Here is a 13,758-nt window from a genome sequence, read left to right as displayed (position 1 = left end):
GCTTCTCTGTTTTCCAAATACCCATTGCGGCCGCGAAAGCTGCGCGGAAGGTTCCTAGTCCGGCACCAGCATGTAGCCGGTTCCGCGCACGGTCTGCAGGTAGCGCGGCTCCTTGGGATCGGGCTCGATCTTGCGGCGCAGCCGGGTGATCTGCACGTCGATGGCGCGTTCGGAATTCTCACCCGGCTCCTCCGACGGGCTGCGGCCCAGATCCTCGATCAGCGCGCTGCGGCTGACCGGCTGGCGCGGCGTATCGGCCAGGCGCTTCAGCAGCGCCTGCTCGGTCCCGGTCAGGCGCAAGGGGGCGTCGCCCTGCCAAAGCTCGCCCTTGTCGGCGTCGTAGCGCAGGGGCCCCAGCGACAGGAACTTCGGCCCCTTGGGTTCGGCCGCCGGGATACGGCGCAGGATGGCGGCGATGCGCAAGAGCAGCTCGCGCGGCTCGAAGGGTTTCGGCAGGTAGTCGTCGGCGCCGCTTTCCAGCCCCTCGATGCGGTCGCCGGTCTCGCCCCTGGCGGTCAGCAGCAGGATCGGGGTGGTCATCTGCTTGCGCAGGTCGCGGGTCAGCGAGAACCCGTCCTCGCCCGGCATCATCACGTCGAGCACGATCAGGTCGAAATCCAGGCCCTCCAGCAGGCGCCGGGCATGGGCGGCGTCCCGCGCCGTGGTCACCAGGAAATCGTTGCGCATCAGGAAGCGGCGCAGCAGGCTGCGGATGCGCTCGTCGTCATCGACGACAAGGATATGGGCGGCGGGCTGCAGGTCGGCCGAGGTCATGCGTCGGGCAGCTGCTTCAGGGCGCGATACTGGCGCAGCGTCTCGCGGTCCATCATCGCCTCGAGCACCTGCCGGAAGCCCGCCACCGCCTGCGGTCCGGCGGCGCGATAGGCGGCGCGCATGCGGGCGCGCTGCGCCTCGGACAGCCGGCGCTCCAGCGCCGCGCCCTTTTCGGTCAGGTAGAGCTGCCGCTCGCGCCGGTCGCGGCGGCCGATGCGGCTTTCGACCAGCCCGTCCTCGATCAGCGTGCGCAGCACCCGGTTCAGCGACTGCTTGGTCACCCCCAGCACGTCCAGAAGCGCGGTCACCGTCAGCCCCGGCTCGCGGTTGATGAAATGGATCGCCCGGTGATGGGCGCGGCCGTAATCCAGCTCGGCCAGAATCAGGTCGGGATCGGCGGTGAAGGCGCGATAGGCAAAGAACATCGCCTCGATCCCGCGGCGAAGCTGATCGTCGGTAAGAAACAGCAGGTTCTCGCTTCCTGCCGCGGCGACGCCACCCTTGTTCTGCATGACCTCTCCGTAATGCATGGCCCTTATTACGTCAGACTTATTGACTTTCCAACCATGAATGGATAGCCCAGACCGCAAGTTGCGCAACTTTCTTTGCCAGACGCGGCAGACCAACGCAACATTCCGCAAACAGAACCGGCCGGAGGGAAAAATGGCGGGCGCATATGACGATCGTGACGGCAAGATCTGGATGGATGGCAAGCTTGTGGAGTGGCGCGATGCGAACATCCACATCCTGACCCATGCCCTGCACTATGCCAGCTCGGTGTTCGAGGGCGAGCGCTGCTACAGCGGCAAGATCTTCAAGGGACACGAGCATTCGCTGCGGCTGATCGAATCGGCCCGGCTGCTGGACATGCAGTCGCCCTATACCGCCGAGGAGATCGACGCCGCCAAGGAAGAGGTGCTCAACGCCAACGGCTTCAAGGACGCCTATGTCCGCGCGGTGATGTGGCGCGGCTCGGGCGAGGACATGGGGGTTTCCGCCCGCCGCAACCCGGTGCGCATGGCCGTCGCCGCCTGGGAATGGGGCAGTTATTACGGCGAGGCGAAATGGCAGGGCGCCAAGCTCGACATCGCCAAGTGGAAGCGGCCGAGCCCCGAGACCATCCCCACCGCCGCCAAGGCCGCCGGGCTTTACATGATCTGCACCATGTCCAAGCACGCCGCCGAGGAGAAGGGCTGCTCGGACGCGCTGTTCATGGACTGGGAGGGCTATGTCGCCGAGGCGACCGGCGCCAACATCTTCTTCGTCAAGGATGGCGAGGTGCACACGCCCCTGGCCGACCGCTTCCTGAACGGCATCACCCGGCAGACCGTCATCCAGATGCTGAAGGACAACGGCACCGCCGTGCATGAGCGCCGCATCAAGCCCGAGGAGCTGGCGGGCTTCCAGGAATGCTTCCTGACCGGCACCGCGGCCGAGGTCACCCCGGTCGGGCAGATCGGCGACTGGCATTTCCAGGTCGGCGACACCACCCGCAAGATCGCCGAGGATTACGAGCAGCTGGTCCGCAGCTGATCGCGGCCCCGGGCGAAGGACGGAATGAAAACCGGCCGGGCGGCAGCGCCCGGCCGGTTCCGCATTGGCGGGTCAGCGGTCAGACCCGATGGCCGCGCTCGATCCTGGCGAATTCGGCGGCCCGGCGATTCGCAGCCTCGCTGCGGACGCGGGGCCGCATGCGCAGGGCGGCGATGGCCGGATGAAGGCCGGATTCGCGTTCCTGCCGCGTGTAGTATTGCGTGCGGCCGGAACTGCTTTCGTGACTGCGGTCTGCGATATGTCTGGTCATTTCGGTCTTCCTCCCCGCGCGGGAGTATAGCGCGGATGCGGGGGCATTTCACCCCCTGCCGGCCGGGCTGCGACCTCAGGCCGCCTTGATGCCGGGCGCCGCCGCCAGCATGGCGTGCAGCGCCACCGGGTCCTCGTTGGCGCGCAGCTTGGCGCGCAGGTCCTGGTCGCGCAGCGTGCGCGAGACCAGCGCCAGCGCCTTGAGGTGATCGACGCCGGAATTCTTGGGCGCCAGCAGCGCAAAGATCAGGTCCACCGGCTGGCGGTCCACCGCGTCGAAATCCAGCGGCTTTTCCAGCCGCAGGAACAGGCCGACCACGCGGTCGAGCCCGTGCAGCCGCGCATGCGGCAGCGCCACGCCATGGCCGACGCCGGTCGGGCCCAGGCTTTCGCGCTCCTGCAGCGCGTCCAGCGTCTGCGGCGCGTCCACGCCATAGACCGCGCGCGCCTGCTCGGCGATTTCCTGGAACAACCGTTTCTTGCTGGTGGTCTGGCTCATCGTCCGCACGGCGGCGGGAGAGAGAATGTCGCTGATCTGCATGTCGCCCGAAAATTGTCAGGTCCCGGCTGCGGGCCGCGCAGCCGGGACGTTTGGTTCAACAAGACTGCCCTTCTGCGTCAGTCTAGCCCAGATTGCGGGGGTCGATCCAGCCCACGTTGCCGTCGTCGCGGCGGTGAACCACGTTCACGCCCCCATGTTTCTCGTTGCGAAAGACCAGCAGCGGGCTGCCGGCCAGTTCCATCTGCATCACCGCCTCGCCGACCGAGAGGGTTGGCACGCGGGTCTCCATCTCGGCGATGATCATGGGCTGCAGGCCGTCGCCCTGCGATTCCCATTCGTCCTCATCGGCGGCCAGCACATACATGCCCGCCTGCTCGAATTCAACCGGCTGGGTCCGATCCTTGTAGTGATCCTTGAGCCGGCGCTTGTAGCGGCGCAGCTGCTTGTCCATCCGCTCGCGGCACTGTTCGAAGGCCGCGTAGATATCGGTGGCCGCGCCCTTGGCCTGGGCGGTCAGCCCGGTCGAGAGATGCACCACGGCATCGCAGATGAATTCATGCGCGTTGCGGGAAAAGATGACCGTCGCATCCGTCGGGCGTTGCGAATATTTCTCAACGGTTTCACCCAGTTCGGTCTTGACGTGAGTCGAAAGCGCATCGCCCACGTCGATCTGTTTTCCGCTGATCTGGTAGCGCATGGTGGTCCGTCCTTTCGGTTGCCCGATCTTGTCGCCAACGCCCTCGCGCGGGCGTCGCGTCCGGGTTTCTCTGGCCGGGCGGTCTTGCCCGGCCATACCCTCATTTGGTGACAGCCGCGGCGCTGTGTCAACGGCTGCGCGCGGCGGATCGGCATGACCTTGCATTCAGTTCATGCGGAAGGTTTCGCCCAGATAGACGCGGCGCACCTGCGGATCGGCGACGATCTCGGCGGTGGTGCCGGATTTCAGCACGTGGCCGTCATGCAGGATATAGGCGCGGTCCACGATCTCCAGCGTCTCGCGCACGTTGTGATCGGTGATGAGCACGCCGATGCCGCGGCTTTTCAGGTCGTGGACCAGGGCGCGGATCTCGCCCACGGCGATGGGATCGACGCCGGCGAATGGTTCGTCCAGAAGCAGATAGGCCGGATCGGCCGCAAGGCAGCGGGCGATCTCGACCCGCCGCCGCTCGCCGCCCGACAGCGCCATGGCCGAGGCATTGCGCAGATGGCCGATCGAGAAATCGCCCAGCAGCTCCTCCAGCCGCTCGCGGCGCTGGTGCACATGCGGCTCGACCAGTTCCAGCACCGCCATGATGTTCTGCTCGACCGTCAGGCCGCGAAAGATCGACATCTCCTGCGGCAGATAGCCGATGCCCATCTGGGCGCGGCGATACATCGGCAGCGCGGTGGCGTCCTGCCCGTCGATCAGCACCTGACCCGAATCAGGCGCGACCAGCCCGGCCACGCAATAGAAACAGGTGGTCTTGCCCGACCCGTTCGGACCCAGGAGCGCCACCACCTCGCCGCGGTCCAGATCCAGCGCCACGTCGCGGATCACCGGACGGTTGCGATAGGATTTGCGCAGGCCCCGGACCCGCAGCCCCTGTTCCCCCGCCATCGGTCAGTCCCCCGGCTGCAGCACGCTGCGCACCCGCCCCGAGGCATTGGCCGTGCCGCTTTCCAGGTTCACCGTCACCCGGTCTCCGGCCAGCACGTTTCCGCCCTGGGTCAGAAGCACGTCGCCGGTCAGCACGACGGTGCCGGTCTCGACATCGTATTCGGCGGCCTGCGCCTCGGCCGCGTCGGCGCCGCTGACCAGGGTGACGCCGCCCTCGGCATGCAGGGCGCTGATGCGGCGCTGGTCGCCCTGGGCATAGGTCACCGTCACGCGCGCGGCCGAAAGCCGCATGGCGCCCTGGCCGATCAGAACATTGCCGGAAAAGGTCGCCTGGCCGGTCTTCTGATCCACGGTCAGCGAATCGGCGGTGACTTCGACCGGCTGCTTGACATCCTGCGCATTGCCGAAGCCGGTGGTCTGGCCCATGGCCGCGCCCGCCGCCAGCGCAAGCGACAGGAACACGGGCAAAAGCGGTCCGGGCCGGATCATCGGATTTCCTTTCTGGCGCCTGAGGGCCCCTTGCGCGGGAGTCGGCGCCGGGTCATGGCCGGTATATCAAGCGAACTCCGCCGCTCAAATCAAGAACGTGATCGCCGCTGCCCTCCCCCGAGGGCCGCAGCTCCATCCGCCCCGCCGTCATATCGCCGAAGGGGGCGAGGACATTGACCTCTTCATCCGAAACCAGCCTGCCCTCGCCGGTCGAGGCCCGCAGCTCGGGCGCGGTCAGCACCCAGCCGTCGGCGGTGGTCATGCGCACCCCCTCGCCCAGCCGGACCTGATCGCCCTCAAGCGCAGCCGTGCCGGCGCTGACATCCGCCGCCCGCCCGTCCTGGGCGCGCAGGGTCATGCGCACCGCCTGCGCCAAGCCGTCGCCCTGTTCCGCGCCGGGCCGGGCCTCGGCGGCCGAGATGCTCAGCTGCGCCCCGTCCTCGGTCACGCCGGCATAGGTCGGGCTGGTCACCGCCTGCCGCTCGGCCAGTTCGCGCGGGTCCACGTCGGCATAGGGAATGCTGGCCTCGGGGTCGGGCTTGCGGCCCAGAAGGAACAGCACCGACAGGATCGCCAGCGCCGTCAGCGGCAGGATCACCCGCAACCAGGCCACGATGCACGAGCGGGTGGTCACCGTCAGACAAGCCCCGTGCGCAGGAAGTCGTGGATGTGGATCAGCCCGGCCGGCGCCCCCTCGGGGGTGACCACGAACAGGCAGGTGATGCGGCGCGCCTGCATCTCGGCCAGCGCCGCCTCGGCCAGCGCGTCCGGGCCGATGGTGCGCGGGTTGCGGGTCATCACCTCGGCGGCGCTATGGTCCAGAAGGCCCTGCATGTGCCGCCGCAGGTCGCCGTCGGTGATGATGCCGGTCAGCCGCCCCGCGGCATCCGTCACCCCGGTCACGCCGAAGCTTTTCTGGCTGATGGTCAGAAGCGCCTCGGCCATGGGCGCGGTCTCGGGGACCAGCGGCATGTCCTCATGCATCAGGTCGGCCACCCGCGACAGCTTCGCGCCCAGCTTGCCGCCGGGATGGAAGGTGCGGAAATGCTCGGGCGTGAACTGGCGATGCTCCATCAGCGCCACGGCCAGCGCATCGCCCAGCGCCATGGTCATGGTGGTCGAGGTGGTGGGCACAATGCCGGTGCCGCAGGCTTCGGGCGCCGCGGGCAGGACCAGCGCCACGTCCGCCTGGCGCAGCAGCGTCGATTGCGCCCGTCCGGCGACGCCGATCAGCGGGATCTGGAAACGCCGGGTATGGGCGACGATATCGGCGATCTCGGGCGTCTCGCCCGAATTGGACAGCACCAGCGCCACGTCGCCCTGCGTCACCATGCCCAGGTCGCCATGGCTCGCCTCGGCCGGATGGACGAATTGCGCCGGCGTCCCGGTCGAGGCCAGCGTCGCCGCGATCTTGCGCCCGACATGGCCGGACTTGCCCATGCCCGAGACCACGACCCGGCCGCGCGCGGCCAGGACGGTCTCGACCGCGCGGTCGAAGCTGTCGCCAAGGCTCTCGGCCAGCAGGGCCAGCCCCTCGGCCTCGGTGCGGATCACCCTGCGGGCGGTGTCGAGATATGCGCTCATGGCCCGCAACCTAGTGGTGAAAGATGTCGTTTTCATCCCCCCAGCCCAGCAGGTCCAGATGGGCCCGGGCAGGAAGGAAGTCGAAACAGGCCTCGGCCAGGCCCAGCCGCCCCTCGCGCGCCAGCCGCTTTTCCAGTTCGGCCTTCAGCGCGTGCAGGTAAAGCACGTCCGAGGCGGCATATTCCAGCTGCGCATCCGTCAGTTCGGCCGCGCCCCAGTCGCTGGTCTGCTGCTGCTTGGAGATGTCGACGCCGACCAGTTCGGACAGCAGGTATTTCAGCCCGTGCCGGTCGGTATAGGTGCGCACCATCTTGCTGGCGATCTTGGTGCACCAGACCGGCTTCGTCACCACGCCGAAGGCCGCCTCCAGCGCCGCGATGTCGAAACGGCCGAAATGGAACAGCTTCAGCACCCCGGGATCGGTCAGCATCCGGGTCAGGTTCGGCGCCTCGTGCTGGCCGCGGGCGATCTGCACCAGATGCGCGTTGCCGTCGCCCGAGGACAGCTGCACCAGGCACAGCCGGTCGCGGCGCGGGTCCAGCCCCATCGTCTCGGTGTCGATGGCCACGACCGGACCCAGGTCCAGATCGTCCGGCAGGTCGTTGTGGTAAAGGGTAATCGTCATCTGTGGCTTCTCGGGCTGCGGGTTTGGGTTGCTGTAACCCCTTTGCCCCCGCCTGCGCCAGCCCCGGCGTCGGAAGTCGGCAGGCCGCGGCCCATCGCCGCATCCCGCCGGAAGGTGGCGCAGGAGCGCAACAATCCCGATTGTTTCTCTCTGGACCGGCATAATATCCGAGTAAAATACTTGTGCATTTTGGGACCGGCCATATAACTCGCGCCAGTTTCGAACGAATCAAGGCAGTGACCATGAAAATGCGCCGTATCATCCCGCTGGCGGGCGTATCCTCGCTTGCGCTCGCGACAGCCCTTTACGCCCAGGAGGGTCAGAATGCCGAGGCCGTCGTCCTGAATCCGATCACCCTGATCGCCGACGGCCAGGAGAATGTCGAGGCGACCGGCGGCGTGTCGGTCACCCCGGAGGATATCGAGGCGATGCAGCCCGCCGACGTGTCCGAGCTGTTCGCCCGCGATTCCGCCATCACCGTTTCCGGCGGCGCCGGCCCGTCCAAGCGCATCCACGTCTTCGGCATGGAGCAGTCGAACCTGGCCGTCACCGTGGACGGCGTGCCGCAAGGGCCGACCAGCTGGCATCATACCGGCTCGAACGTCGTCGACCCGGCCTTCCTGAAATCGGTCGAGGTCGAGGCTGGCGCCGCCGCTGCCGATGCCGGCTTCGGCGCCGCCGCCGGCGCGCTGCGCTATGAAACCGTCGGCGCCAAGGACCTGCTGACCGATGGCAGGACCCAGGGCGGCCGCGTCGGGCTGTCCTATGGCAGCAACGGCCGCGGCGTCGCGGGCTCGCTGGCCGGCTATGGGGTCTATGAGGGCTTCGACTGGTTTGCCATGGTGCACGGCGCAAACGGCGACAATTACGAGGCCGCGAACGGTCGCGAGATGCCGGGCACCGAACCGGCCACCCGGGGTGCATTGCTTAAGCTGGGCTATGAATTCGACACGCATCGCGTCGAATTGTCCTATGACCACAGCAAGGACGACGCCGACCGCGTCATCAAGATGAACATGGACCTGAATGCGGACGACGCTGTCTATCCGCTGAAAGTCACGCGCAACACGCTGAAGCTGAAATACAGTTCGACCGCGCCGACCGATGCCTGGGACCCCGAAGCGACGGTCTATGTCAGCCGCAACGAATATTGGCGCCCGAACTATGCCCTCGGCGACCTGATCAGCGACGATCCAGGCGCGTCGTCCCGCCCCAATGGCGACATGATTCTTGAAACCACGACCATCGGCGGCGTTCTGAAGAACACCTACACGCTGGACCAGGGCCGGATCACCGCCGGGATAGATTGGCAGCACGACGACTATCACATCGACAACTACGGTGACCACTCGGCGGCGCGGACGCGTCCGTTCAACCTGGACACCATGCAGATCGGCACTTTCGTGCAGGGCCGCTTTGCGTTCGACAACGGCATCGACCTGTCCACTGGTCTGCGGCTGGATCATCACCGCTATACCGACTGGAACAACAACAGCTATTCCGATACCGGCGCCAGCGTGAATGGCACGATTTCGTATGAATTCGCGGAAGGATACGAGGTCTTTGCCGGCGCATCGCGCACATGGCTGGGTTACGAAATCGGCGAATACGGTCTGCTGCACGCGCGGAACGATGCGTTCACCACCGACCCCGACTATGAGCCGGCGACGGCTCGCAACGTTAAGCTGGGCTTGAATGCCAATCAGGGCAACTGGACCGGAAACATCACCTTCTTCGACACGCGGCTGGACGGGCTGGCCGAATATGATGTTGCCAGCGGCTATCTGACCAATGCCGACGAATACCGCAGCAAGGGCTTTACCTTGCAAGGCAGCTACACTTGGGGTTCGGGCCGCATCGGCGCCAGCTTCACCAAGGCCGACGTAACCCAGAACGGCGAGGACAAGGTTCCGGACGGCGGCACCGTGATGCCGGTCGGCAAGCTGGCCACCCTGTTCATCGACCAGGAGATCCCCCAGTATAACCTCAAGGTCGGCGGCACCGTCGAATGGGCCGGTTCGCTGAACAGCGGTTCACTGGTCGATGAGAGTGGCGCCCCGCTCGGCTTCGAAGATCACGATTCCTATACCATCGTGAACGTCTATGGCCAGTGGCGTCCCCAGAACTACGAGAACGTGGTCGTGCATCTGGGCGTCGATAACCTGTTCGACGAAAGCTATTACGAGCGCAGCAGCTATGTCGAACGCGTCATGGGCAGCCGGATCATCGACCCCCTCTACGCCCCCGGCCGCACCGTCACGCTGGGCGTGAAGATGGACTTCTGATCCATCCCGACAGACGCATAGAAAAGGCCCTCGCCCGCGGGGGCCTTTTTTATGGCTGAGCCGGCAGAAATGATGTTTGAAATATCACTATCACCCTGCTAGACATCCATCATCAAGGATTGGAAATCACTGCATGATGACCTCGGCCCAGATGCGTGCGGCGCGTGCCCTGCTTGGCATCGACCAGAAGCGCCTGGCCGAGCTCTCGGGCCTGTCGGTCCCGACCATCCAGCGCATGGAGGCCAGCGACGGCAATGTGCGCGGCGTGGTCGAAAGCCTGACCCGCGTGGTCGAGGCGCTGGAGGCCGCCGGGATCGAGCTGATCGGCGAGGGCGCCGCCAGCCCCTCGGGCGGGCGCGGCGTGCGGCTGAAATCCGGTCCGCAGACGTAATCGCGACGGCGACCGCCGACAGACAGCCGACGATCCCGCCGCCTCCTTCGCGAAGGTGCGGCCCAGATGAACCAGCAGGCAAGCGCGGCGCCCGGATTTGCGCCGCTGTTCACCCCGAAACTGATCACCGTCCTGCGCGAGGGCTATGGCGCGGCCCAGCTGCGCGCCGATGCCCTGGCCGGGCTGACCGTCGCCATCGTGGCGCTGCCCCTGTCGATGGCCATCGCCATCGCCTCCGGCGCCTCGCCGGCGCAGGGGCTCTATACCGCCATCGTCGGCGGCTTCCTGGTCTCGGCGCTTGGCGGCTCGCGCTACCAGATCGGCGGGCCGGCGGGGGCCTTCATCGTGCTGGTCGCCGGCATCGTGGCGCAGCACGGCATGTCGGGGCTGATCCTGGCGACCTTCCTGTCGGGGCTGATGCTGGTGGCCATCGGCCTGCTCAGGCTGGGCACCTTCATCAAGTTCATCCCCTTTCCGGTGACGGTCGGCTTCACCGCCGGCATCGCGGTGATCATCTTCACCAGCCAGCTGAAGGAGATCTTCGGCCTGTCCCTGGCCCATGAGCCGGGCGAGCTGGTCGAGAAGATCCCCGCCCTCTGGCAAGCCCGCGCCAGCCTGTCCCCCGCCGCGCTGGGGATCGCGCTGGGAACGATCGCGGTGATCCTGGGGCTGAAGCGCGCCCGGCCGCATTGGCCCGGCATGCTGATCGCCGTGGCGCTGGCGGCGGGCTTCACCGCGGCGACGGGGGCGGATGTCGCGACCATCGGCAGCCGCTTCGGCGGCATTCCGTCCTCCCTGCCCGCCCCCGCGCTGCCGGAGCTGTCGCTGGACAGGGTGCTGTCGCTCTTGCCCGCCGCCCTGTCGCTGACGCTGCTCGGCGCCATCGAATCGCTGCTGTCGGCGGTGGTCGCGGACGGCATGACCGGCCGCCGCCACCGCTCGAATTGCGAGCTGGTGGCGCAGGGCGTGGCCAATATGGGCTCGGCGCTGTTCGGCGGCATCTGCGTCACCGGCACCATCGCGCGGACGGCGACCAATGTGCGCGCCGGCGCGCATGGGCCGGTGGCGGGGATGCTGCATGCGCTGTTCCTGCTGGGCTTCATGCTGCTGGCGGCACCGCTGGCGTCTTATATCCCGCTGGCGGCGCTGGCCGGCGTGCTGGCAGTGGTGGCCTGGAACATGATCGAGAAACCCGCCATCGCCATCCTGCTGCGCTCGGGCTGGGGCGAGGCGGCGGTGCTGCTGGTCACCTTCGGGCTGACGATCTTCCGCGACCTGACCGAAGCCATCGTAGTCGGGCTGGCGCTCGGCTCGGTGCTGTTCATCCAGCGCATGAGCCAGGCGGTGGGGGTCGAGGCGCTGGTCGGCGCCGACACGGCCGACAGCGCCCAGCCGCGCCCGGACCAGCCGCAGCCGCGCGACGTGGTGGTCTATCGCATCTCGGGAGCACTGTTCTTCGGCGCCACGGCCTCGATCGGCTCGGTCCTGGATCGCATCCAGGACGGGTTTCGGGTGCTGGTGGTGGATTTCAGCGCCGTGCCTTTCCTGGATTCCACCGGCGCCAACATGATCGAGGGACTGGCGCACAAGGCGCAGCGCCGCGGCATCGCGCTGTGGCTGACCGGCACCAGCCGCGACATCCGCCGGGTGCTGCTGACGCATGGGCTGCGCCGCCCGCTGGCGCGCTATGCGCCGACGGTCGAGGAGGCGCTGCGCCGGCGTCACGGGTCATAGCGACTCTGCGCGGGCGGTGCCTGCTGGGAGGTCTTGCCTCCGGCGGGAGTATTTTTCCAACGGTGAAGCGGCGGGCGCGAAAAGGGCGGCTCGATGGCCGCCCGGCGCTGTTTCAGCCCATTCTCTCGCTGGAATAGCTTCCCGGAGACGCCGGGAAGACGACGGTCTTGTTGCCGTTGAGGAACACCCGGCGGTGGATATGGGCGTGGATGGCGCGGGCCAGGACCTGGCTTTCCACGTCGCGGCCGAGACTGACATAATCCTCGGGCGATTGCGCATGCGTCACCCGGATGATGTCCTGCTCGATGATCGGGCCCTCGTCCAGATCCGCGGTCACGTAATGGCTGGTCGCGCCGATCAGCTTCACCCCGCGCTCGAAGGCCTGCTTGTAGGGGTTGGCGCCCTTGAAGCTCGGCAGGAAGGAATGATGGATGTTGATGATCCGCCCCGACATCTTCTTGCACAGGGCGTCCGAGAGCACCTGCATGTAGCGCGCCAGCACCACCAGCTCGGCACCCGAATCCTCGACCACCGCCATCAGCTGCGCCTCGGCCTGCGGCTTGTTCTCCTTGGTGACCTTGATGCAGTGGAAGGGAATGTCGTGGTTCACCACCACCTTCTGATAGTCCATGTGATTGCTGATCACCGCCACGATGTCGATCGGCAAGGCCCCGATGCGCCAGCGATAGAGAAGGTCGTTCAGGCAATGCCCGAAGCGGCTGACCATGATCACCACCTTCATCTTCTCGGCCTCGTCATGGATGGCGTAGTCCATGCCGAAGGGCTTGGCCGGCTCGGCCAGCCCGGCGCGCAATTCCTCCAGCCCCACGCCCTCCTCGGAGACGAAGCTGACGCGCATGAAGAACTTGCCGGTCTGCGGGTCGTCGAACTGGCTGGAATCGGTGATGTTGCAGCCATTCTCGGCCAGAAAGCCCGAGATGGCGGCCACGATGCCGCGCGTGGATTCGCAGGCAACGGTCAGGCAGAACTTGTTCATCGGTTTCTCCACTGTCTTGCAAGGGCAAAGGCCCTGATTTCTTTCTTGTGCAAATATCCCGGGGTCCGGGGCAGCGCCCCGGTCCGGCGGCGCGCTCAGGCGGTCAGGCCCTCGGGCTCGGGCCAGCCATTGGCCCGGCAGCAGGCGGTCAGCGTATTCGCCAGCAGGCAGGCGATGGTCATCGGCCCGACGCCCCCCGGCACCGGGGTGATGGCGCCGGCGACCTGCGCGGCGGCCTCGAAATCCACGTCGCCGACCAGGCGCGAGCGGCCCTCCTCCGCGATGCGGTTGATGCCCACGTCGATCACCGTCGCCCCCGGCCTGATCCAGTCGCCGCGGATCATCCGCGGCCGGCCCACCGCCGCGACCAGGATGTCGGCCGTCCGGCACAGGCCGGCCAGGTCCTTCGTGCGCGAATGCGCGATGGTCACCGTGCAACTGTCGCCCAGCAGCAGCTGCGCCATCGGCTTGCCGACGATGTTCGAGCGCCCCACCACCACCGCGTTCAGCCCGGAAAGATCGCCCAGCCGGTCGCGGAGCAGCATCAGGCAGCCCAGGGGCGTGCAGGGCACCATGCTCTTCTGCCCGGTCCCCAGCAGCCCGACATTCGAGATGTGGAACCCGTCCACGTCCTTCGCGGGATCGATGGCGTTGATCACCGCATCGGCGTCCATATGCGCGGGCAGCGGCAGCTGCACCAGGATGCCATGCACCGCCGGATCGGCATTCAGCCCTTCGATCAGCGCCAGCAGTTCCGCCTGCGCGGTCTCGGCCGGCAGCTTGTGCTCGAAGCTCGCCATGCCGGCCTCGCGGGTCTGGATGCCCTTGTTCCTGACATAGACCTGGCTGGCCGGATCCTCGCCCACCAGCACCACCGCCAGGCCCGGCACCACCCCGTGCGCGGCCTGCAGCCGCCCCACATGCCCGGCAACCCGCGCCCGAACCCCGGCCGCAAAAGCCTTGCCGTCGATGATCGC

Annotated in this window: 16 protein-coding genes; 4 read left to right on the top strand and 12 right to left on the bottom strand. The window is 67.2% G+C overall.

Annotated features, from left to right (window positions below):
* Positions 1-54 precede the first annotated feature (54 nt).
* Both PARJ55_RS0115900 and PARJ55_RS0115895 read right to left on the bottom strand, forming a co-directional pair.
* Positions 55-774 (bottom strand): response regulator, encoded by a 720-nt coding sequence (locus PARJ55_RS0115900; protein WP_028713939.1) that lies wholly within the window; start codon positions 772-774, stop codon positions 55-57.
* Positions 771-1,286, bottom strand: coding sequence for a MarR family winged helix-turn-helix transcriptional regulator (locus PARJ55_RS0115895; RefSeq protein ID WP_028713938.1), 516 nt, complete (start codon positions 1,284-1,286; stop codon positions 771-773). The genes PARJ55_RS0115900 and PARJ55_RS0115895 overlap by 4 nt, the downstream gene beginning before the upstream one ends.
* 151 nt (positions 1,287-1,437) lie before the next feature.
* Between PARJ55_RS0115895 and PARJ55_RS0115890 the strand changes: the two genes are divergently transcribed.
* The gene (locus PARJ55_RS0115890) at positions 1,438-2,307 is read left to right on the top strand and encodes a branched-chain amino acid aminotransferase (protein ID WP_028713937.1); all 870 of its coding nucleotides are present in this window, start codon (positions 1,438-1,440) and stop codon (positions 2,305-2,307) included.
* A 79-nt stretch (positions 2,308-2,386) separates the two neighbouring features.
* Here PARJ55_RS0115890 and PARJ55_RS0115885 read toward each other — a convergent pair whose 3' ends face one another.
* The 8 genes from PARJ55_RS0115885 to PARJ55_RS0115850 all read right to left on the bottom strand — a co-directional run bounded on the left by PARJ55_RS0115885 (position 2,387) and on the right by PARJ55_RS0115850 (position 7,374).
* Positions 2,387-2,578: a hypothetical protein gene (locus PARJ55_RS0115885; RefSeq protein WP_028713936.1), complete on the bottom strand. Its 192-nt coding sequence runs from the start codon at positions 2,576-2,578 to the stop codon at positions 2,387-2,389.
* A 75-nt stretch (positions 2,579-2,653) separates the two neighbouring features.
* Positions 2,654-3,118: a PTS sugar transporter subunit IIA gene (locus PARJ55_RS0115880; RefSeq protein WP_028713935.1), complete on the bottom strand. Its 465-nt coding sequence runs from the start codon at positions 3,116-3,118 to the stop codon at positions 2,654-2,656.
* Positions 3,119-3,200: 82 nt separating this feature from the next.
* Positions 3,201-3,776 carry a ribosome hibernation-promoting factor, HPF/YfiA family gene (gene hpf, locus PARJ55_RS0115875; protein ID WP_028713934.1) on the bottom strand — a complete coding sequence of 192 codons (576 nt, stop codon included), beginning with the start codon at positions 3,774-3,776 and terminating at the stop codon, positions 3,201-3,203.
* A 165-nt stretch (positions 3,777-3,941) separates the two neighbouring features.
* Complete coding sequence (gene lptB / locus PARJ55_RS0115870; RefSeq protein ID WP_028713933.1) at positions 3,942-4,676, bottom strand: LPS export ABC transporter ATP-binding protein; 735 nt, start codon at positions 4,674-4,676, stop codon at positions 3,942-3,944.
* A gap of 3 nt (positions 4,677-4,679) precedes the next feature.
* Complete coding sequence (gene lptA / locus PARJ55_RS0115865) at positions 4,680-5,165, bottom strand: lipopolysaccharide transport periplasmic protein LptA (protein WP_028713932.1); 486 nt, start codon at positions 5,163-5,165, stop codon at positions 4,680-4,682.
* 52 nt (positions 5,166-5,217) lie between these two features.
* The gene (locus PARJ55_RS0115860; protein WP_028713931.1) at positions 5,218-5,799 is read right to left on the bottom strand and encodes an LPS export ABC transporter periplasmic protein LptC; all 582 of its coding nucleotides are present in this window, start codon (positions 5,797-5,799) and stop codon (positions 5,218-5,220) included.
* 2 nt (positions 5,800-5,801) lie between these two features.
* Complete coding sequence (locus tag PARJ55_RS0115855) at positions 5,802-6,749, bottom strand: SIS domain-containing protein (protein WP_028713930.1); 948 nt, start codon at positions 6,747-6,749, stop codon at positions 5,802-5,804.
* Between the two features lie 10 nt (positions 6,750-6,759).
* Entirely contained in the window at positions 6,760-7,374 is a 615-nt protein-coding gene (locus tag PARJ55_RS0115850) for a ribonuclease D (protein WP_028713929.1), read from the bottom strand.
* A gap of 242 nt (positions 7,375-7,616) precedes the next feature.
* Between PARJ55_RS0115850 and PARJ55_RS0115845 the strand changes: the two genes are divergently transcribed.
* The 3 genes from PARJ55_RS0115845 to PARJ55_RS0115835 all read left to right on the top strand — a co-directional run bounded on the left by PARJ55_RS0115845 (position 7,617) and on the right by PARJ55_RS0115835 (position 11,784).
* Entirely contained in the window at positions 7,617-9,659 is a 2,043-nt protein-coding gene (locus PARJ55_RS0115845) for a TonB-dependent receptor domain-containing protein (protein ID WP_028713928.1), read from the top strand.
* Positions 9,660-9,792: 133 nt separating this feature from the next.
* Entirely contained in the window at positions 9,793-10,050 is a 258-nt protein-coding gene (locus tag PARJ55_RS0115840; RefSeq protein ID WP_028713927.1) for a helix-turn-helix domain-containing protein, read from the top strand.
* A gap of 66 nt (positions 10,051-10,116) precedes the next feature.
* Positions 10,117-11,784 carry a SulP family inorganic anion transporter gene (locus PARJ55_RS0115835; protein WP_028713926.1) on the top strand — a complete coding sequence of 556 codons (1,668 nt, stop codon included), beginning with the start codon at positions 10,117-10,119 and terminating at the stop codon, positions 11,782-11,784.
* Positions 11,785-11,896: 112 nt separating this feature from the next.
* Here the strand turns inward: PARJ55_RS0115835 and purU are convergent, their stop codons facing one another.
* A complete protein-coding gene (purU, locus tag PARJ55_RS0115830) occupies positions 11,897-12,781 on the bottom strand; it encodes a formyltetrahydrofolate deformylase (protein WP_028713925.1) in 885 nt (294 codons plus the stop codon).
* Positions 12,782-12,876: 95 nt separating this feature from the next.
* The gene (gene folD / locus PARJ55_RS0115825; protein WP_028713924.1) at positions 12,877-13,755 is read right to left on the bottom strand and encodes a bifunctional methylenetetrahydrofolate dehydrogenase/methenyltetrahydrofolate cyclohydrolase FolD; all 879 of its coding nucleotides are present in this window, start codon (positions 13,753-13,755) and stop codon (positions 12,877-12,879) included.
* Between the last annotated feature and the right edge of the window lie 3 nt (positions 13,756-13,758).

Source organism: Paracoccus sp. J55, from assembly GCF_000513975.1.
GTDB lineage: Bacteria > Pseudomonadota > Alphaproteobacteria > Rhodobacterales > Rhodobacteraceae > Paracoccus.
This window is presented reverse-complemented; position numbering and strand designations above follow the sequence as displayed.

Excerpts from the sequence above, each read along its gene's own strand:
- PARJ55_RS0115900 (WP_028713939.1), bottom strand. The coding sequence starts at position 774 with ATGACCTCGGCCGACCTGCAGCCCGCCGCCCATATCCTTGTCGTCGAT.
- PARJ55_RS0115895 (WP_028713938.1), bottom strand. The coding sequence starts at position 1,286 with ATGCAGAACAAGGGTGGCGTCGCCGCGGCAGGAAGCGAGAACCTGCTG.
- PARJ55_RS0115890 (WP_028713937.1), top strand. The coding sequence starts at position 1,438 with ATGGCGGGCGCATATGACGATCGTGACGGCAAGATCTGGATGGATGGC.
- PARJ55_RS0115885 (WP_028713936.1), bottom strand. The coding sequence starts at position 2,578 with ATGACCAGACATATCGCAGACCGCAGTCACGAAAGCAGTTCCGGCCGC.
- PARJ55_RS0115880 (WP_028713935.1), bottom strand. The coding sequence starts at position 3,118 with ATGCAGATCAGCGACATTCTCTCTCCCGCCGCCGTGCGGACGATGAGC.
- hpf (WP_028713934.1), bottom strand. The coding sequence starts at position 3,776 with ATGCGCTACCAGATCAGCGGAAAACAGATCGACGTGGGCGATGCGCTT.
- lptB (WP_028713933.1), bottom strand. The coding sequence starts at position 4,676 with ATGGCGGGGGAACAGGGGCTGCGGGTCCGGGGCCTGCGCAAATCCTAT.
- lptA (WP_028713932.1), bottom strand. The coding sequence starts at position 5,165 with ATGATCCGGCCCGGACCGCTTTTGCCCGTGTTCCTGTCGCTTGCGCTG.
- PARJ55_RS0115855 (WP_028713930.1), bottom strand. The coding sequence starts at position 6,749 with ATGAGCGCATATCTCGACACCGCCCGCAGGGTGATCCGCACCGAGGCC.
- PARJ55_RS0115850 (WP_028713929.1), bottom strand. The coding sequence starts at position 7,374 with ATGACGATTACCCTTTACCACAACGACCTGCCGGACGATCTGGACCTG.
- PARJ55_RS0115845 (WP_028713928.1), top strand. The coding sequence starts at position 7,617 with ATGAAAATGCGCCGTATCATCCCGCTGGCGGGCGTATCCTCGCTTGCG.
- PARJ55_RS0115840 (WP_028713927.1), top strand. The coding sequence starts at position 9,793 with ATGATGACCTCGGCCCAGATGCGTGCGGCGCGTGCCCTGCTTGGCATC.
- PARJ55_RS0115835 (WP_028713926.1), top strand. The coding sequence starts at position 10,117 with ATGAACCAGCAGGCAAGCGCGGCGCCCGGATTTGCGCCGCTGTTCACC.
- purU (WP_028713925.1), bottom strand. The coding sequence starts at position 12,781 with ATGAACAAGTTCTGCCTGACCGTTGCCTGCGAATCCACGCGCGGCATC.